The sequence below is a fragment of the Paracidobacterium acidisoli genome (genome assembly GCF_003428625.2).
GTDB lineage: Bacteria > Acidobacteriota > Terriglobia > Terriglobales > Acidobacteriaceae > Paracidobacterium > Paracidobacterium acidisoli.
The window spans coordinates 21,835-40,477 of sequence record NZ_QVQT02000006.1; the positions used below are offsets into that span (position 1 = coordinate 21,835).

The following is an 18,643-nucleotide window of genomic DNA, read 5'->3' on the forward strand; positions in this document are numbered from 1 at the left end:
GTGACATGATTTCTGGCGAGAAGACCCGTCTATGAAAACACTTTCCGCGCTTTGCTATCTGGATGATCTGTGGGATGAAAAAATCGCCTCCGGCCTCGATGAGCCGGAGCTGCTGCGCTACCGCTCGAACCTGTTGGGCGCCGATCTGCGCATTACCAACTTCGGCGGCGGCAACACCAGCTCGAAGATTGCGCAGCCCGATCCGCTGACCGGCGAGCCGGCGGAGGTGCTGTGGGTAAAGGGCAGCGGCGGCGACCTGGGCAGCATTCAGCGCAGAGGCTTTGCCACGCTCTACATGAACAAGCTGCTGGCGCTCGAGGGCAAGTACCAGGGCGTATCGCTTGAAGACGCGATGGTGGAGCTGTATCCGCTGTGCACCTTCGGGCAGAACCCGGTGGCGGCCTCGATCGATACGCCGCTGCACGGCTTTCTTCCCTTCCCGCATGTCGATCACCTGCACCCGGACTGGGCGATTGCACTGGCGGCGGCGGCGAACGGCAAATCGAAGATGGATGAGTTTAACCGCGAGTACGGCCACAGCCTGGTGTGGCTGCCGTGGCAGCGTCCGGGCTTTGAGCTGGGCCTGATGCTGCGCCGTATCGTTGCGGAGAATCCGGGCTGCGACGGCGTGGTGCTGGGCGGGCACGGGCTGTTTACGTGGGGCGACACGCAGCGGCTGTGTTATCTGAACACGATCACGATGATCGACCACCTGGGCCAGTTCGTGCAGGAGCACATGGAGCGGAAGGGCGCGGCCATCTTCGGCGGCGCGGTACAGGAGGCGCGGGCGGACCGGAAGGAGCTGGCGCTGGATCTGCTGCCGTTTGTGCGCGGTCGCGTGTCGCAGCAGAAGCGGCTGATCGGCAGCTTCTGCGATCTGCCCGAGGTGCTGAAGTTCGTAAACTCGAAGGACGCGGCGGCGCTGGCGCATCTGGGCACGAGCTGCCCGGACCACTTTATCCGCACGAAGATTCGTCCACTGTTTGTGCCGGCGGAGGCCGCGGATGATGCGGCTGCGATCCGGACGAAGATCGAGGCGGCGCTGAAGACCTACGGCGCCGAGTACACCGCATACTACAAGGCGCATGCGGAGCCGGATTCGCCGGCGATGCGCGACGCGAATCCGACGGTGGTGCTGGTGGCCGGAGTGGGGATGTTCTCGTTCGGCAGGAGCCGGACGGAGTCGCGGATTGTGGGCGAGTTCTACACGAATGCGATTCATGTGATGGAGGGCGCGACGGCGCTCGGGGACGGCAAGGCCGCTGCCGATGTGCCGCAGGCCGGGCCGGCGGCTCCGTGCGAAGCCTTCAAAGTGCATGCGAACTACGTGGCGCTGCCGGTGTCAGAGGCCTTCCGGATCGAGTACTGGGCGCTGGAAGAGGCGAAGATCCGCAGACAGCCCGCGGAAAAAGAGCTGAGCCGGCAGATTGCGCTGATCGTGGGCGGTGCGAGCGGGATCGGCCGCGCCGTGGCGCTGCTGGCGGCCGAGCGCGGCGCGCATGTGATGATTGCCGACCGCGACCTGGCGGGATCGGAAAAAACGGCGAAGGAAGCGGCCGCTCTGGCGGGCAAAGAGGCGACGGGCGCAACGGCGGTGGATATTCGTAACCGTGACACTGTCTTTTCGGCGATCCGGGCCACAGTGGCGCAGTTTGGCGGACTGGACATTCTGATCAACACGGCGGCGATCTTTCCTTCGTCGCCGGATGGCGTGATCGGCGATGCGATGTGGGCGACGACGCTCGACCTGAACGTGACGGCGAATTATCTTCTGGCCGACGAGGCGGCGAAGATCTTTGCGGCGCAGAATATCGATGCCAGCATTGTGCTGACGAGCTCGGCCAATGCAGTGGTGCCGAAGCGCGGCAGCGAAGTCTACGATGTGAGCAAGGCGGCGCTGAGCCACCTGGTGCGCGAGCTGGCGGTGGGCCTGAGCCCGAAGGTACGGGTGAACGGCATCAGCCCGGCGACGGTGGTGAAGGGATCGACGATGTTTCCGCGCGATCGCGTGATGTCGTCGCTGACGAAATACAACATCGCGTTCGATGCGGCATCGACGGACGACGAGCTGCGCAATCTGCTGGCAACGTTCTATGCGAAGCGCACGCTGACGCATCAGCCGATCGATCCGAACGACTGCGCGCAGGCGATTCTCTTCCTTGCCGGGCCCCATGCACGCTGCACGTCCGGACATCTGATCCCTGTGGATGGAGGATTGCCCGAGGCGTTTCTGCGGTGATGCCGCGAGCTGCGCAGATAGCCATCGATCTTGGGGCGGAGAGCTGCCGCGTTTCCCTGCTGCGGTGGCCGGAGGACAGGCCGGCGCTGCAGATGGTCCATCGCTTTGCGAATGGTCCGTGGCAGCACGACGGCATTCGCTGGAACCTGGCCAGCATCTGCGAAGAGCTGGAGACGGGCCTGCGCCGATGCGCCGAGCTTGCGCCGGAGGGCGTGAGTTCGATTGGCGTGACGGGGTGGGCCGTCGATTATGTGCGTCTGGACGCGGCGGGACGGCCGGTGGATCAGCCCTACTGTTATCGCGACCCGCGCAACACGGCGGCGCTTGAAGCGGTACACGCGATTGTGCCGCCGGAGCTGCTGTATGCGAAGACGGGCGTGCAGGTGCAGGCGATCAATACGGTGTATCAGCTGTATGCGGACAAGGCCGATGCACGGCGCGCGCGGGCGCAGTGGGTGAATCTGCCGGAGTACATTCTGCACTGGCTGGGCGCGGGGCGCGTGGCCGAGTACACCAATGCGACGCACACGGCGCTGATCGACGCGGAGACGCGGCAGTGGTCAGATGAGCTGTTTGCGGCGCTGGGGCTGGACCGCGAGGCCGCGCCGGAGCTGGTGGCTCCGGGATCGGTGGTGGGCAGAGTGCGCGGCGAGCTGAGCCGCCTGCCGGCATTTGCAGATACGCTGCTGATTGCGCCGGCATGCCACGATACGGCGTCGGCGATTGCGGGGATTCCGCAGGAGAGCGACGACTGGGTGTACATCAGCTCAGGGACGTGGTCGCTGGTGGGGACGCTGCTGCCGCAGACGCTGCGCACCGCGGAGACCTTCGAGCGGGCCTTTACCAATCTGGGCGCCGCAGGCGGCGACGTGCTCTTTCATCGCGGCATTGCCGGCATGTGGCTGCTGCGGCAGTGCATGAATGCATGGGAGCAGGATCGCGGCGGAGACAAAGCATGGGGGCTGACGGAGCTGGTCGCGGCGGCACGCGAGCTGCCTGCTCCGGACCGTCTGCTCGATCTGGACGATCCGGCGTTTTTTCAGCCTGGAGATATGCCGGCGCGCATCAATGAACAGCGGGCGGGGCTTGGTTTGCCGCAACTGCCGACGGGATGCCATGCTGCTCCTTACTTTGCGAGCCTGGTGTTTTACAGCCTGGCGAGACGGTACCGGTCGCTGATCGAGGATCTGGAGCGGCTGACGGGGCGCAGCTTCGGGCAGATCTGCGTGGTGGGCGGAGGCGGTCGCAACGAATTTCTGAATGCGCTGACGGCAGAGGCTACGGGGCTTGCGGTCGCGCGGTGCTCGGTGGAGAGCTCGACGATCGGGAACCTTGCAGTGCAGTGTGCGCGGCTGGAGCAGAGCACAGACGGCGTGACGAGAAGCGATATTGCGCGCTGGGCAAAGATGCTGACAGAAGGCGAAACGTAACGGAAATTGTTACGATTCTGAAACGTATCCCTCGCGACAGGAGCGGTTCTGATGCGATGCCGGAGTTTTGGTGCGGTCTTTTTTCTGCTGAGCGCCCTCGCCCTGGGAACAGGTGGCGCGATTGCGCAGTCCACGGAGATGCAGCAGCTTCGCGAGGGATTTGCGCATCCTCCTGACGATGCGCGGGTGATGATGCGCTGGTGGTGGTTCGGTCCGGCGGTAGAAGCTCCGGAACTGGCGCGCGAGCTGGAAACAATGAATGCGGGCGGCATCGGCGGCGTGGAGATTCAGCCGGTGTATCCGATGGAGCTGGACGATCCGGCGAAGGGATTCCGCAACCTTACTTATCTTTCGCCGGAATTTCTCGACAGAGTGCGCTACGCGAACGACACAGCGCGCAGGCTGGGAATGCGCGTGAGCCTGACGCTGGGCAGCGGATGGCCGTACGGCGGCAGCTATGTTCCGGTGACGCACGCGGCGGGCATGCTGCACGTGGTGGCGGAAGTTGTAGCGCCGGGGATGCAGTCCGTGGCGGCGCCTTCGATTCGCAACGGAGAGAAGCTGCTCGCGGCGTTTCTGGCGGCGGGCACGCCGGAGCACTACGATGCCGCGCACACGGAGCAGATTTCGACGATTGAGGATGGGCGGCTGCGGCTTCCGACAAAAATGGATGGGGCTCATATTGCGCTCTTCTTCGTTTCGAGCCGCACCGGGCAGCAGGTGAAGCGGGCCGCGGTGGGCGCGGAGGGATTTGTTCTCAACCACTTCAGCGAGGAGGCGGTTGAGGATCATCTGCACACGGTAGCGGAGCCGCTGCTGCGGGCCTTCGGCGATCATCCGCCGAGCTCTGTCTTCAGCGACAGCCTCGAAGTGTACGGATCGGACTGGACGCCGGACATGCTGGAGGAATTTCGTCACCGTCGCGGTTACGATCTGACTCCGTACCTGCCGCTGCTGGCGGTGGGCACGGGACCGAAGGCGGAAGATGTGCGCTATGACTGGGGGCGCACGCTGGCGGAGCTGATCGACGAGCACTATCTGGCTCCGATCAATGCGTGGGCGCGGGAGCATCATACGGAGTTCCGCTCGCAGAGTTATGGAACGCCGGCGGTGACGCTTTCGAGCAACGCGCTGGTGGATCTGCCGGAGGGCGAGGGATCGCAGTGGCACTCGTTCTCGTATACGCGATGGGCGACGTCGGCGAGCCATGTGTACGGGCGTCCGATCACTTCAACGGAGACATGGACGTGGCTGCACTCGCCGGCCTTTCACGCAACGCCGCTGGATATGAAGGCGGAGGCGGACGCGTTTTTTCTGCAGGGGAGCAACCAGCTTGTGGGCCACGGGTGGCCGTATTCCCCGCCCTCAGCCGGCGAGCCGGGGTGGTCGTTTTACGCGGCTGCGGTCTTCAATGAGCACAACCCGTGGTGGATCGTGATGCCGGAGGTGACGCGCTATCTGCAGCGCATGAGCTGGCTGCTGCGCCAGGGAAAGCCGGCGAACGATGTGGCCGTGCTGCTGCCGGAGGAGGATGCGCAGGCGCGGTTCCGGCCGGGGCATGTGTCGATCACGGACGAGATGCCGAAGCTGCTGGGGCCGGATCTGATTCCGGCGATTCTGGATTCGGGGTACAACTTCGATTTCATCGATTCGGCGGCGATCGATCGCGAGGGGATTCATTATCCGATTCTGGTGATGCCGGCGCTAGAGCACCTGCCGCTGGAGACGTATCGCCGCATTGAAGCGTATGTGCGCAACGGCGGCACGGTGGTTGCGGTGGGGCATGCGCCGTCGAAGGCTCCGGGGCTGATGGAGGCGAAGCAGGATTCGGCGGCGGTGGCGCAGATCTCTGAAGAGCTGTTTCAGCCTGGTGCAAAGAACAGCAGGCTGGTGCCCGATGCGAAGACGCTGCCGGAGGCGCTTGATACCGCGCTGAAGCCGGATGTCGCGCTGCGTGAGACGGTGCCGCAGATTGGGTTCATCCATCGCAGACTGCCGGATGCGGATCTCTATTTTGTGGCGAACACCGATAATGAGCCGCACACGGCAGAGGCGACGTTCCGGACGGACAAGGCACACGCGGAGTGGCTGGATGCGTTTACGGGCGAGGCGTCCGGCGCGGGCGACGGGCACACGCTGAAGCTGGCGCTGAGGCCGTACGAATCGCGCGTCATCATGTTCACGAACGAGCGATGGAGCGGCGAGCGGACGCGTGCGGAGTCAGAGAATGTGCAGGCACTGCAGGCCGCCGATATGAGCCACGGCATCGACATCCGTCATGGCTGGAAGGTGACCTTCGACCGGAGCGGCTTGACGGAAGAGATGCAGACGCTGCACTCGTGGGCGGATGAGGATGCGACAAAGTGCTACTCCGGCACAGCAACGTATGTGCGCACGGTGGATGCGGCGGCGGCGCTGCTGAAGGCGCGCGTGGTGCTGCTGGATTTCGGCGAAGGAACGCCGGTCGAGCGAACGGCGTCGCATTATGCCGGCTCGCGGGCATGGCTGGAGGGGCCGGTGCGTGAGGCGGCGGTGGTGTATGTGAACGGCAAAGAGGCGGGGACAGTGTGGCATCCGCCGTATGCGGTGGATATCCGGCCGCTGCTGCATCAGGGCGCGAACGAGCTGAAGATTGTTGTCGCCAACACAGCGATCAATGAGATGGCGGGGCGAGCCGCGCCGGATTACCGGCTGCTGAATCTGCGCTACGGCGAGCGGTTCACGCCGCAGGATATGGATCATCTGCAGCCGCTGCCGTCGGGGATTTTGGGGCCGCTGCGGCTGGTTCCGGAAGAGTGAAAGAGAATGCCCATGCCCCGCGGCTGAAATCAGCGCCGGGACATGGGCGGATAGCAGACGCTACTGATTGACGCCACTGGCGAGGAAGCCGCCATCGACGGCAAGCACCTGGCCGGTGATGAAGGATGCGGCATCGGAGGCGAAGAAGACAGCTGCGCCGATCAGCTCTTCGGTTTTGCCGAAGCGGCCCATCGGAGTGCGCATCAGCAGCTCTTTACCGCGCGGTGTGTTGTCGAGCAGCTCGGCATTGAGCGCGGTGCGGAAGACGCCGGGGGCGATGGCGTTGACCATCACACCTTTCTTCGACCACTCGATGGCCAGCGAGCGCGTGAGCGCGGCCACGCCGGCTTTGCTGGCTCCATAGGCCGCGACCTCGTTGAGGGCGACGAAGGTGGTCAGCGAGGCGATGTTGATGATGCGGCCGTATCCGCGGTCGAGCATGTGTTTGCCGAAGATCTGGCAGGCACGCAGCGTGCCGGTGAGGTTGGTGGCCAGGATATCGTTCCACTCCTCTTCAGGAAAGGTGAGCGTGGGCGCGCGCCTGATGCGGCCGGCGCAATTGATGAGGATGTCGACCTTGCCGAAGGCGTCGAGCGCGGCGGCAAGGAGGTTTTCGATCGAGGCGCGGTCCTGGAGATCGGAGGGGACGCGGAGGGTTTTGCGGCCGCGGGCTTCGATCTCGGAGGCCGTCTCCTCGACGTTCTCTTTGCGGCGGGCCGAGGCGACGACGTCAGCTCCGGCTTCGGCGAGGCCGATGCTGAGAGCGCGGCCGATGCCGGAGGTTCCGCCGATGATGACTGCTGTTTTACCTTCCAGACTGAGTGAATACCCGCTCATTTGGCCTCCGCGTGATGAAGAACGGCGCCTGGCTTGTCGGCGGGCGAGGGCCTGCCGAGGAAAACCGGCGCGATATGGCGATCATAAAGGTTCTCCGTCACGTTCTTCGCAACAACTTCTTCATGCGCTTCGAGCAGGTCGAGGTAGCGGCGGCCCATCTTCGCGGCGATCTTGAAGCCGACGTGCAACAGCTGGCGAAGGCTGCTGTTGTAGGCGGGCGAGTGCGGATCATGGCGCAGGGCGGCGGTGAGCTGCTGCGAGGACCAGGCGGCGACCTCCTGCGGGGTGGGCAGTTTCTGCGGGTCGATGTCGATGACGGTGGCGTAGGGCACGCAGAGCTCTTCGCGGTGGGCATAAGCCTCGGCGTAGATCTCCTTCGCGAGCGCGAGGCCGTCGCCGCCGGCTTCGGCCAGGCCGATGATCTCTTCGAGCCAGGTGGTGCCTGCGGTTTTGAGGTGGACGCCGGCGCCGTATTTCTTCGTCGTGCGGTAGATGGCGGGGTAGATGGAGAACTTGTCGCTGCCGGAGTGAACGCTGAGCTTGAGATTATCGGGCAGGCCGTAATGCTTCACGGCGTAAGCGATGGCGGCGACATCGAGGGCCATCTCGCGCTCGAACTGCGCGACATCGCCGACGTAATCGACGCCTTTGTTGAAGCGGCCGCTGAACTTCGGCGCGATGGTCTGCACCGGAATGCCTTCCTGCGCGATGGCGGCGAGGATGATGAGCAGCTCGACGGGAGACTGCGCGTAGTCGGTCTCGTCCATCGAGACTTCGGGGATGAAGTTGCCCTTCCCTTTCGCGGTTTCGATTTTGCGATAGACCTTGCCCGCCTCCTGCACGGCGAAGAGGAACTTTGCGGCGGTCTTCTCAAGCAGATCGGTGGTGATCTCAAAGCTCTCGTCGACACCTTCGAGGCGGACCGATCCGGCGAGTCCGGCGTTGTTCTTTACGAAGGCGTCGATCGAGGACTGCTCGGCGGGCTTGCCGATGTAGTCGGCCACGTCGATGGTGTAGAAGTCGCAGGGCGCGAGAAAGCGGTCGACGGTGTTGATGTTGATGTGGTCGGCGTCGCAGAAATACGGCTTCTCCCAGTGCAGGTCGGCAACGGCGGCATCGGCGGCGGCACGCGTGGACGAGGGATCGGAGCCGATGATGAGGTGCTCGCGGTTGGATTTGTTCCAGACGGGGATGACCTCGGCGCCGTCTTTCTCCGCGAGGACGCAGGCCTGGAGCTGTGCCTTTGCCTGATGCGCGAAACGATCACCGACGCCGATCGAAAATTTTCCGAGTTTCAATCCACTCACTGTGTTTTCTCCTTCTCTATAGTTCTCTGGTGCGAGCGAGCATGCATGCGGCGCGGACTGGCTGCCGATTCATGCAGCGAACTCGGCTTTTTTCAGTCCGGGCGCGAAGGCCCACATAAGCAGAAACGCCAGCAGATACGCGCTTGCTGCGATGATGAACAAAACCTGGTAGCTGTGCGTTCTTTGCAGAACGTGGCCGGCGAAGAAGGCCAGCAGCGCGCCTCCGGCGGAGCCGAACATGCCGCCGATACCGACGACGGCGCCGACGGCGCTGCGCGGGAACATATCCGACACGGTGGTGAAGAGGTTGGCGGACCATCCCTGATGCGCGCCGGTGGCGATGCTGAGCACGCCGATGGCGGCCCACTCGGAGCTTATGCCGGAGAGAAAAAAGACCGGAAGCACGAGGCAGGCGCAGAGGAACATCGCGGCCAGCCGCGCGTTATTGCCGGAGAGCCCCAGCTTGCGGAAGGGCAGCGGCAGCCAGCCTCCGCCGATGCTGCCGACCGCGGACATGTTGTAGATGACGATGAGCGGCAGACCCAGATGGGACAGGTCGAGATGAAACTTCGAGCTGAAATACGAAGGCAGCCAGAAGAGATAAAACCACCAGATGGGATCGGTGAAGAATTTGCCGAAGGCGAATGCCCAGGTCTGGCGGTATCCGAGCAGCTTGATCCAGGGGACGTTCGGCCCCATCTGCGCGGCGGCTTCCTGATAGATGTAGCGCAGCTCGACGCCGGTAAGCGTGGGGTGATCGGCGGGTCTGCGGTAGTAACGGAACCACCACAGAATCCAGAGCATGCTGAAGATGCCGGTACACAGAAAGGCCGCGTGCCATCCGAAACGAAGCGTGATCCAGGGCACGATCAGCGGAGCGAGGATGGCGCCGACGTTGGTTCCGGAGTTGAAGATGCCGGTGGCGAGGGAGCGCTCCTTTTGCGGAAACCATTCGGCGACGGTCTTGATGGCGGCGGGAAAGTTGCCGGATTCTCCGAGACCGAGGCAGAAGCGGGCGATGCCGAACTCAAAGGCCGAAGCGGCGAGCGCGTGCCCCATGGCCGAGAGGCTCCAGATGGCCATGACGATGGCGTAGCCGATGCGGGTGCCGACCTTGTCGACGAAGCGTCCGGCGGCGAGCAGACCGACGGCGTAGGCGATCTGAAAGGCATCGACGATGTAGCCATAGGCGATCTCGCTCATGCCGATGCTGTGCTGCAGGGTCGGCTTGAGGATCGCGATCACCTGGCGATCCATGTAGTTGATGGACGTGGCGACGAAGAGCATGGCGCAGATCGTCCAGCGCACGTTGCCCAGGCGCGGACCCGCTGCCGGCTCTGTCTCCATCTCCGAAAGTGAGCCGGGAAGTGGGTCGGGATTTTCGCTCGCCGGCATTCCGGTCATCGTCATAAATTTCGACCGCTCTCTTACAGCCTGTAGGCTTTGCGAACGAGGTTCGATGTGAGGTCCTGCGCCACCTGAAAGGCTTCATCTTCTTCGAGGCGATGCTCGGCGACCAGCTTTGCAAGATACGCGCAGTCGACGCGGCGGGCAACATCGTGCCGGGCCGGGATGGAGAGGAAGGCGCGCGTGTCGTCGTTGAATCCGGCGGTATTGTAGAAGCCGGCCGTCTCCGTGGTACTTTCGCGGAAGCGCAGCATGCCTTCGGGGCTGTCGTGGAACCACCACGGCGGGCCGAGCAGCAGGCAGGGATAGTGTCCGGCCATCGGAGCCAGCTCCCTGCTGTAGGTGGTCTCGTCGAGCGTGAAGAGAATGATGGTGAGTCCGCGCTCGTTGCCGAAGCGGCTGAGCAGCGGCTGCAGCGCCTCAACATACGTTGTGGGCATGGGGATGTCTGCGCCCACGTCGCGCCCGAAGCGCTCATACAGCTGGCGGTTGTGGTTGCGGAAGGAGCCGGGGTGGATCTGCATGACGAGGCCGTCTTCGACGGACATGCGCGCCATTTCAGTGAGCATCTGCGCGCGGAAGAGCTCGTGCTGATGCGGGCCGGCTTTGCCGGCGAGCACCTGGGAGAAGAGCTGCGAGGCTTCCTGCTCGCTCAGATCGGCAGTGCGGGCTGTGAGATGGCCATGATCGGTGGCGGTGCAGCCGAGCTGCTGGAAGCGTCTGCGCGTCTGCCGCAGCGCGCTCAGATAACCCTTCCAGGAGGCGGTGTCTTCGCCGGTGAGCTCGCCGAAGCGGGTGACGTTCTGGCGGAAGCCGGAGAAGTCGGGATCGACGACAGAGTCGGGGCGGAACGTAGGCAGAATACGCGCCTTCCAGCCGGAGTCGCGGATGGCCTGGTGATCGCTGAGGGAATCGAGCGGCGAGTCGGTGGTGGCGAGCACGTCGAGCCGGAAGCGCTCGTAGAGAGCGCGGGGGAGGAATTCGGGAGTGTGCAGCTTTTCCGCGATGGTGTCGAAGTACAGGTCGGCGGTTTTGCCGGAGAGCGGCACGGTAAGGCCGAAGAGCTGCTGAAAGCAATAGTCGAGCCAGATGCGCGTGGGCGTGCCGCGGAAGAGGTAGTAGTGATCGGCGAAGATGCTCCAGACACGGCGGGGATTTTTAAGCTCCGCGGCGCCGATCTCGAGGTCTTCGAGCGGGACGCCCTGGCTGTAGAGCATGCGGTAGATATAGTGATCGGGCTGCACGAGGAGCGTTGCCGGGTCAGGAAACGGCTCGTTGCCGACAAACCAGGAGGCCTGCGTATGGCCGTGGGGGCTGATAATGGGCAGGTCGCGAATGGAGGCGTAGAGGCGTTTTGCAATGCTGCGCGTGGTGGGATCTGCGGGGAAAAGCCTGTCTTCCTGTATCAGATTCACGATAACCGCTCACACTCTCTGATTTGGCCTCATGAAGCCATGCAACGGCTTAAAAAGCAAGAGGTCCGACCACCAGCATACACTGTTCCAGGCCCTCGACGAATTCAGTCTGCACGGAATAATGTGCTTCTGAGCTCAATTCGTGGTGCTAAGCTGCGCAGAGCAGAATTATTGCCGCCGGTGCGCCGGCGATCCGGAGAATCATGCCAGGCAAGACCCTGACCAAAGGCGACAACCACCTCACGATGCAGGTGGTCAACCATGTCCGCACGCTGATCGAAAAGGGCTCACTGAAGCCCGGCGATCGCATTCCGCCGGAGCGCGAGTTTGCGCAGATGCTGAAGATCAGCCGCGCCAGCCTTCGTACCGGCATCGGCTATCTGGCGGCGATGGGCGTGATGAACGTGCGGCACGGCGTGGGCACCTTTGTGGCCGATGGGCCGCCGGAGATCGGGCGATCGTCGCTGAGTCTGCTGGGCGCGCTGCACGGCTTTCAGCTATGGCAGATGTTCGAGGCGCGGCGGCTGCTCGAAGGCAGCCTGGCGGCGCTGGCCGCGGAACGAGGCCGCGAAGAGCATCTGATGGCGCTGTCGGAGGAGGTCACGGAGATGTACGCGACCGTCCAGGACCCGGCGGAATACCTGATCCACGACGTGCGCTTTCATCGAACGATTGCGCAGGCCGCGGGTAATCCCATACTTGCCGTGCTGATGGAAACGATTACGTCGTCGCTGTACGGAGACCGCCGCAAGACGGTCGAGCGGACCACCTCGCTGAAAGAGTCCGCCGATATGCATCGCGAGATTTACCGCGCCATCCGCACGCGGGATGCGGTGGAGGCGCGCAACGTGATGGAGCGCCATCTGAAGATGGCCGAGAAGGCGCAGATGAACGAGGCCGCCTCGTCGCAAACGAAGGCGAAGAAGAAGCGCCGCGCATCGGGCACGGCTTCCTCGTAGCGATGCAGGCCCGCGCCGTCCGCTAATACAGCAGCGCCGCCTGTCTCTGCTTCATAAAACCTTCGAGGGCCGGAGCCCAGTCATCGGCGATCTTATGGGGATCGTCTCCCCGGGTGATGGCCTGGAGCGTGGCGCGGTTCACCAGCAGCGTGTTCATGCGGGCGAGATCGAATCTCTCCGGATAGAGCTTATGCAGCGCCGATGCGATCTCGATGCCCAGCTCGGGCGCGTCGAGCACATTGCGATGCGTGACGAGGACGCGCACGCCGTGGCATATCTCGCCGGCAAAGGGATACGGCTTCTGCGGTGTGAAAGCGACGGGAAGGAAGCGCACGCCGGGGAGAAAACGATGGTTGAGATAGGCTGCGAGGGCGCGGGCATCGGCTCCATTTGCCTGCTTGATCCAGGGCGCGCCGAAGAGCTCGAAGGGCGTGCCGGTGCCGCGGCCGACGGAGATGTTGGTGGTCTCGATGAGTCCGAGCGCGGGGTAGAGCGTGGCCTCTTCGAGGTCGCGAAGGTTGGGCGAGGGATCGACCCAGGCGAGCGAAGTGGAGTCGAACCAGTCGCCACGCTGCCAGCCCTGCATGGCGACGACAGTCAGCGGCGCGTGGAGCTGCTCATTGAAGAGGCGCGCGAGCTCGCCGAGGGTCATGCCGTGGCGCACGGGAAGCTGCGTGTAGTTGGTGTAGCTCCGGATGCCGGCATCGGAGACGGGCCCCTGCACGAATGCGCCGTTGATGGGGTCGGGACGGTCGAGGATGATGATGCGCGGACCGGTCTTTTCTCTGTTTAACAGCGCGGCGGCTTCAAGGAAATATCCGACAACGGTTTCGTAGGTGTAGAAGCGGACGCCGGCGTCCTGCAGGTCGATGACGACGGCGTCGAGCTGGCGGAGTGTGTCGAGCGAGGGACGGCGCTGCGCGTCAGTTGTGCCGTAGAGGCTGATGATGGGCAGGCTCGTCTGCGCGTCGGTGGAGTCGGATATGCCCGGTTTGTCGAAGGCGCCGGCGATGCCGTGCTCGGGGCTGAAGAGCATTTTGAGCTGCAGGCCGGGAACGGCGGCGGCGGCGTCATGTGCCAGCACGTCGATGGTTCTGCGGCCTGCGGCATCGACGCCGGTCTGATTGGTGAGCAGGCCGAGGCGCAGCGTGCCGCCGTGCTGACGGGCGAGACCGGCGAGCTCGCGGAAGTGATCGGCTTCGAGGACGTCGATGCCGGTTTTGACCTCGCCGTTGCGCGCCTGCCAGCGTCGCATGCCGCTGAGGGATTCGTTGTAGCCGGTGATCTTCGCAGCGAGCGCACCTCCATCGGGATGGATGTGAAGGGCGAGGGCCGCGGCGTCGGCGACGCGGCTACGCAGCGCGGTGATGCTCTTCGGTCTGTTGGGGTGAACGGCGTTGGCGAGGATGACGACGTACGTGTCACTGACGGGGTCCATCCAGAGCGAGGTTCCGGTAAAGCCGGTGTGGCCGAAGGAGCCGACAGGGAAGATGGTTCCGCGATTGCTGGAGTAGGGCGATTCGATGTCCCATCCAAAGCCGCGCAGCGCCGTGCCGGTGGCGGGCTGCTCGGGCGTGACCATTTTTTCAAGCACCAGCTGCGAGAGCGGAAAGTGGCTGGGGCGGCCGGCGAGACGGTCGAGGAGATTCTGCGCGTAGAGGGAGACATCGTCGGCGGTGCTGAAGAGGCCGGCGTGGCCGGCGACTCCGCCCATGCGGCGCGAGGTGGGATCGTGCACGAGGCCGCGCAGCATCACGTGGTGCTCGTCGTACTGGGTGGGCGCGATCTTCGGGACCCACGACAAAGGCGGCAGAAAGCGCGTGTGCGCGAGACCGAGAGGAGTAAAGACGAAGCGCTGCGTGTAGGCGTCGAGCGGCATGCCGGAGAGCTTTTCGACGAGCGCGCCGAGGGTGATGAAGTTGAGATCGCTGTAGACGAACTGCACGCCGGGCGCACGCGCGGGAGCGATGGCGAAGGTGCGGCGGTAGGCCTCCAACTTCCCTTCCCACGGATCGGCGAGCGAGAGATCGGGCGGAAGGCCGGAGTAGTGCGTGAGCAGCTCGCGAATGGTGATGCCGCCTTTGCCGTTCGCAGCGAACTCGGGCAGGTACTTTGCGACCGAGTCGTTGAGGCCGATGCGGCCCTGCTGGTAAAGCTGCATGACGGCCACCGCGGTGGCGAGGCACTTGGTGAGCGACGCCATGTCGAAGATGGTGTCGGCGGTCATGACTTCATGCGTGGGTTCGAGCGAGCGCGATCCATAGGCGCGGCGGAAGACGACTTTGCCGTCGTGGCCGACGAGCACGACCGCTCCGGGCAGCTCGTGATGGTCGACGGCGTCCTGCACGATGCGGTCGATGGAGGCAAAGCCCGGCGAGGATGGATCTGCGAAAGAAGGCTTTGACTGAGCGGCGGAGACAGAGGCGAAGAGCAGCGAGAGACACAGTGCGAGCGGAGCGCGGAACGGGAGCACGGTTATCTGTCTCCTTCACAGTTACGAATTGCGGGAGGCTGCGGCAGCAGGACGCTGCCGATGTATCCGATGAGCACGGTGGTGAGCGCGCCGATCATCACGAACCATGTCCATGCGATTTTGGGCAGCAGGAGCGCGTGGCCAAACACCGGCACACGGATGGCGGCGGGCTGCAGCCAGAGCAGCAGATTGACGGCGACGCCCGCGGCCATGCCGAGGATGGTACCGGTTTCCGCGGCGCGGCGGCTGAGCGTGCCCAGCAGGAAGACGCCGAGCATGGCTCCCCATAATACAGACGCGATGGAGAGGCCGATTTCGACGACGTGTCCGCCGCGGCGCGAGAGCATGGCCAGCACAAAGAGCACGACAGCCCATACGACGGTCATGATGCGCGAGAGATGGGTCTTCCGGCGGTCGTCTGCTTCGGGATGGCGCGGCGCGTAGAAATCGACCACGGTGGTGGAGGAGAGCGAGTTGAGCGCGGCACTGAGGTTGGACATCGCGGCGGCGAGAACGGCGGCGATCATGAGACCGGCGATGCCGGCAGGCATGTCGTGAACGATGAAGGCGGGAAAGAGCCGGTCGGCACTGAGTGAGGGACTGAGCGCGGACGCAGCGCCGAGGCGCTGGTAGTAGACGAAGAGTCCCGCGCCGATGAGCAGGAAGAGCGTGAACTGGAAGAAGACGACGAGGCCGCTCGATAGCAGCGCAAGCTGCGACTGGCGCAGGTTTTTCGCGGCGAGCAGGCGCTGCACCATGAGCTGGTCGGTGCCGTGGCTGGCCATAGTAAGGAAGCAGCCGCCGATGATGCCGGCCTGGAAGGTGTACGTCTGGACGATGGACCAGGAGAAGTGCAGGACGGTGAGCTTGTGCGCGGCGGAGGCGCCGGCGATGAGCGCGCTCCAGCCGCCGGGAATTTTGCTGCAGACGGTCCAGAGGGCGATGAGCGATCCGAGGACGTAGAGGATCATCTGCACGACGTCGGTCCAGATGACGGCGGCCATGCCTCCTTCAAACGTATAAAGCAGAGTGAGCACGGAGAGGATGGCGATGGAGGCGATGTCGCCGGTTCCTAGTACGACGCCGACGACGATGGCTACGGCGAAGACGCGCACGCCTTCGGCAGCGGCGCGCATGACGAGAAAGAGCAGAGCGGTGAGGCGCTGCAGGCGCGGGCCAAAGCGCTGGCCGATGAGCTGATAGGCGGTGAGGAGGTCGCCGCGAAAGTAGCGCGGCAGAAAGAGAATGCAGATGACGACGCGGCCGAGCAGATAACCCATCGCGAGCTGCAGGAAGCCGAAGTCACCGGTGAAGGCGAGGCCGGGCACGCTGATGATGGTGAGGGTGCTGGTCTCCGCTGCGACGATGGAGAGCGCGATGGCCCACCAGGGAACGTTGCGGTCGGCGAGAAAGTAGGAGCGGAGCGAGCGCTCTCCGCCTTTGCGAAAGCGCAGACCGAAGAGCGTGATGCCGGCAAGATATACGCCCACCAGCAGCAGATCGATCGCGCGCAGATGGTTGCCGGAGGCGGGGAGGATATGCATCGGCTCAGTAAGTGGATTCCTTCGGGCTCCCGTTTCCGTTCGGCTCGGAGGGTATGCCGATCTCTTCCGGAGTGGGCAGTGTGTGCTGCTGCGACCACTGCTGATGCGCGGCGGCGATCATTTGTCCGCGCCGCATCCAGAGCTGGATGGCCTGGTCGTAGCGGGCGGTGACGTTCTCAAGCCAGTAGGGGCGGTTTTCCTTCAGCCAGAGATCGCTGTAGCGCAGACGCAGATAACTGAAACCGTCGCGAAGGTCTTCGCAGAGGCCGTTGTTTCCGGCGAGGTCATTGAGGTCGCGGGAAATATGCTTTCGTCCTTCGGGATCGTGCTGCTCGTTGTAGACGGCGCGATAGCCTGCGGCGATCTGGTCGGCGGTCTGAAATTTGAAAGCGAGAAAGTCAATGCGGCGCGCGCCGAGATCGATAGCGTCGAGCGCGTCCTGCTCGCGCAAAGAAGGCGAAGCGGCGCGGGCCTGGGCGACGAGGGTGAGAGCACGCTCGGCGTCGAGGCGAAGCTGCGCGGAGACGGGACGGATCTTTGCGGCGACGCGCTGGCCTTCGCCGCTGCCGTTGCTGTGTCCGCTTCCGTTGGTATCTGCGTTTCCGCTTCCGTTGTTATCCCAGGGATCGAGCCAGAACCAGGCGTCGCGGGCGTCTTCAAGACCGGCCTGGCGGAGCAGATCGTGCGCGGCGATCAGAGCACGCTGCGCCTCGTCGATCTTTCCGGTGGTGTCGCCGTGAAAGACGGCGCCGTAATCCTGCTGGAAGCGGGTGATATCGGTTATGCCGGGCTGCCAGGAGGCGGCGGCTCCGAAGAGGATGCCGTACCAGTCCTCGAGAAAGAGGCCTTCGCCGTCGTCGTTCCAGACGGTGTTGAGCGCGCCGGTGGAACCGGCCTTCTGACCGTCGGCGATGAAGCCCTGGATGTTGCGCAGGCCGTCATCGTAATTGGGCCAGAGGCGGTTCCAGTTATTGACGCCGGGGGCGACCCAGGTTTCGAGGCCGGCTTTGGTGTAGGGATCGAGCCAGCGGTGGAAGCCTTTGGGCTGCGGGTTGTACTCCCATGCGACGGCGATCATGTCATGTGGGAGCTTCGGCACCAGCGCGGGGTCGTTCATGGCGATGTCGCCCCAGAAGAGCAGGCGGCGGTGAAGCGGAGCGAGCGCCTGGTGGATCTGCGTGAGGAAGTCGATGTAGACGGCGCCGAGGCCGCGCTGCTTGACCTCGGAGGATGTCTGCCCCTGGCCGAGCTGGAAGGTCTCGTCGGCGCCGATGTGCAGAAAGGGCGCGGGATAGATGGAGGCCAGCTCGCTGAACCACTGCGTGATGAGCTCGAGAGAGCCGGGCTGGCCGGGCGCGAGGACCGATCCGGCGGGCATTTCGCCGAGGGCAGCGTACTGCTGCCAGGTGAGGACGTGGTGCAGATGACCGAAGGCCTCCTGCTCCGGAATGATGGTGATGTGATACGGGCGGGCGTATGCGACGAGCGCCCTGGCGTCGGCTGCAGAGATGGAGCCGCCGGGCAGGCCCGGCAGCGGGTTCGACGCATACTGCATGGTGTTTTCAAAGTACGGCGAATAGACGTTGATTTTGTAGGCGGCGAAGGTGCGGATCTGCTGCTTCTGAAAATCGAGCGTGGGGATGGGGCCGCGGGAGAGATCGTCGTCGACGCCGCGATAGCGCATGGCAGGCCAGTCGCGGATTCTGCATCCTTTGACGACCGGATCGCCGCCGCTGCCCTGCGCGATGAGCTGCTTCAGCGTCTGCGCTCCGTAGAAGACACCTTCGGCGGTGTGGCCGATGATGTAAACCGTGTGATGCGCAGTGAGCACGACATAGCCTTCGGGCTGGGCGGCGGTGCCGAGCGAGAGGTCTTCTTCGTGAAGGAGGCGCTTTGCGGCGATCTGCGTGTCGCGCAGCAGGTAGATGTGCGCGGCGGCCGCCCTTTCGCTGATACGGATGCCGCGCTCGCGCAGGGTCTGGGCGAGATCGGCGGCGGCGAAGCGGTCGTCTGCATCGCGGCCGGGGACCAGGATCGATGCGCCGCTGGCGAGGGAAATATCGCTGCGTGGCTCGAACTCGCGCGGCTGCGGAATCAGAGGCGGGCGGAGAGATTCGGCAGCGTAAGCCCGCATGGCATGCGGCAGACAGATGAAAATTCCGCAACAGAGAACGATGCAAACCGGTACACGCCTGAGCACAGAGAAATAGTCATGCGTTTCGCAGGGAATGTC

General features: G+C 64.1%; 11 protein-coding genes. 4 read left to right on the forward strand and 7 right to left on the reverse strand.

Annotated elements, in window-relative coordinates; genetic code table 11:
- Positions 1–31: 31 nt before the first annotated feature.
- Genes D0Y96_RS16180 through D0Y96_RS16190 form a run of 3 tightly spaced genes read left to right on the forward strand, consistent with a single transcriptional unit; the run spans position 32 to position 6,468 of the window.
- Positions 32–2,239 (forward strand): bifunctional rhamnulose-1-phosphate aldolase/short-chain dehydrogenase, encoded by a 2,208-nt coding sequence (locus D0Y96_RS16180; RefSeq protein WP_117302009.1) that lies wholly within the window; start codon positions 32–34, stop codon positions 2,237–2,239.
- Complete coding sequence (locus tag D0Y96_RS16185; RefSeq protein ID WP_117302011.1) at positions 2,239–3,669, forward strand: rhamnulokinase; 1,431 nt, start codon at positions 2,239–2,241, stop codon at positions 3,667–3,669. The genes D0Y96_RS16180 and D0Y96_RS16185 overlap by 1 nt, the downstream gene beginning before the upstream one ends.
- A 51-nt stretch (positions 3,670–3,720) precedes the next feature.
- Positions 3,721–6,468, forward strand: coding sequence for a glycosyl hydrolase (locus tag D0Y96_RS16190; protein WP_199480398.1), 2,748 nt, complete (start codon positions 3,721–3,723; stop codon positions 6,466–6,468).
- Positions 6,469–6,528: 60 nt separating this feature from the next.
- On the opposite strand, the gene D0Y96_RS16195 is transcribed toward D0Y96_RS16190, so the two are convergent.
- From D0Y96_RS16195 to uxaC, 4 genes are all read right to left on the reverse strand, one after another.
- A complete protein-coding gene (locus D0Y96_RS16195) occupies positions 6,529–7,305 on the reverse strand; it encodes an SDR family NAD(P)-dependent oxidoreductase (RefSeq protein WP_117302013.1) in 777 nt (258 codons plus the stop codon).
- The gene (locus D0Y96_RS16200; protein WP_252263904.1) at positions 7,302–8,603 is read right to left on the reverse strand and encodes a tagaturonate epimerase family protein; all 1,302 of its coding nucleotides are present in this window, start codon (positions 8,601–8,603) and stop codon (positions 7,302–7,304) included. The genes D0Y96_RS16195 and D0Y96_RS16200 overlap by 4 nt, the downstream gene beginning before the upstream one ends.
- Before the next feature lie 78 nt (positions 8,604–8,681).
- Positions 8,682–10,022, reverse strand: a complete 1,341-nt coding sequence (locus D0Y96_RS16205) for an MFS transporter (RefSeq protein WP_252263862.1) — start codon at positions 10,020–10,022, stop codon at positions 8,682–8,684.
- 17 nt (positions 10,023–10,039) lie between these two features.
- Positions 10,040–11,428: a glucuronate isomerase gene (uxaC, locus tag D0Y96_RS16210; protein WP_117302659.1), complete on the reverse strand. Its 1,389-nt coding sequence runs from the start codon at positions 11,426–11,428 to the stop codon at positions 10,040–10,042.
- A 209-nt stretch (positions 11,429–11,637) separates the two neighbouring features.
- Between uxaC and D0Y96_RS16215 the strand changes: the two genes are divergently transcribed.
- On the forward strand, positions 11,638–12,393 hold the full coding sequence (locus D0Y96_RS16215) for a FadR/GntR family transcriptional regulator (RefSeq protein WP_117302018.1): 756 nt from the start codon (positions 11,638–11,640) through the stop codon (positions 12,391–12,393).
- A gap of 22 nt (positions 12,394–12,415) precedes the next feature.
- On the opposite strand, the gene D0Y96_RS16220 is transcribed toward D0Y96_RS16215, so the two are convergent.
- The 3 genes from D0Y96_RS16220 to D0Y96_RS16230 are packed head-to-tail and all read right to left on the reverse strand — an operon-like array spanning position 12,416 to position 18,544.
- Complete coding sequence (locus tag D0Y96_RS16220; RefSeq protein WP_350449100.1) at positions 12,416–14,866, reverse strand: serine hydrolase; 2,451 nt, start codon at positions 14,864–14,866, stop codon at positions 12,416–12,418.
- 2 nt (positions 14,867–14,868) lie between these two features.
- Positions 14,869–16,410 (reverse strand): sodium:solute symporter, encoded by a 1,542-nt coding sequence (locus D0Y96_RS16225; protein ID WP_117302022.1) that lies wholly within the window; start codon positions 16,408–16,410, stop codon positions 14,869–14,871.
- A 4-nt stretch (positions 16,411–16,414) separates the two neighbouring features.
- Entirely contained in the window at positions 16,415–18,544 is a 2,130-nt protein-coding gene (locus tag D0Y96_RS16230) for a glycoside hydrolase family 20 zincin-like fold domain-containing protein (protein WP_252263863.1), read from the reverse strand.
- Positions 18,545–18,643: the final 99 nt, after the last annotated feature.

Bases quoted from the DNA above. Each gene is read 5' to 3' on its own strand.
- D0Y96_RS16225 (WP_117302022.1), bottom strand. From the start codon at position 16,410: ATGCATATCCTCCCCGCCTCCGGCAACCATCTGCGCGCGATCGATCTG.
- D0Y96_RS16185 (WP_117302011.1), top strand. From the start codon at position 2,239: ATGCCGCGAGCTGCGCAGATAGCCATCGATCTTGGGGCGGAGAGCTGC.
- D0Y96_RS16190 (WP_199480398.1), top strand. From the start codon at position 3,721: ATGCGATGCCGGAGTTTTGGTGCGGTCTTTTTTCTGCTGAGCGCCCTC.
- D0Y96_RS16180 (WP_117302009.1), top strand. From the start codon at position 32: ATGAAAACACTTTCCGCGCTTTGCTATCTGGATGATCTGTGGGATGAA.
- D0Y96_RS16205 (WP_252263862.1), bottom strand. From the start codon at position 10,022: ATGACGATGACCGGAATGCCGGCGAGCGAAAATCCCGACCCACTTCCC.
- D0Y96_RS16195 (WP_117302013.1), bottom strand. From the start codon at position 7,305: ATGAGCGGGTATTCACTCAGTCTGGAAGGTAAAACAGCAGTCATCATC.
- D0Y96_RS16230 (WP_252263863.1), bottom strand. From the start codon at position 18,544: ATGCGGGCTTACGCTGCCGAATCTCTCCGCCCGCCTCTGATTCCGCAG.
- D0Y96_RS16215 (WP_117302018.1), top strand. From the start codon at position 11,638: ATGCCAGGCAAGACCCTGACCAAAGGCGACAACCACCTCACGATGCAG.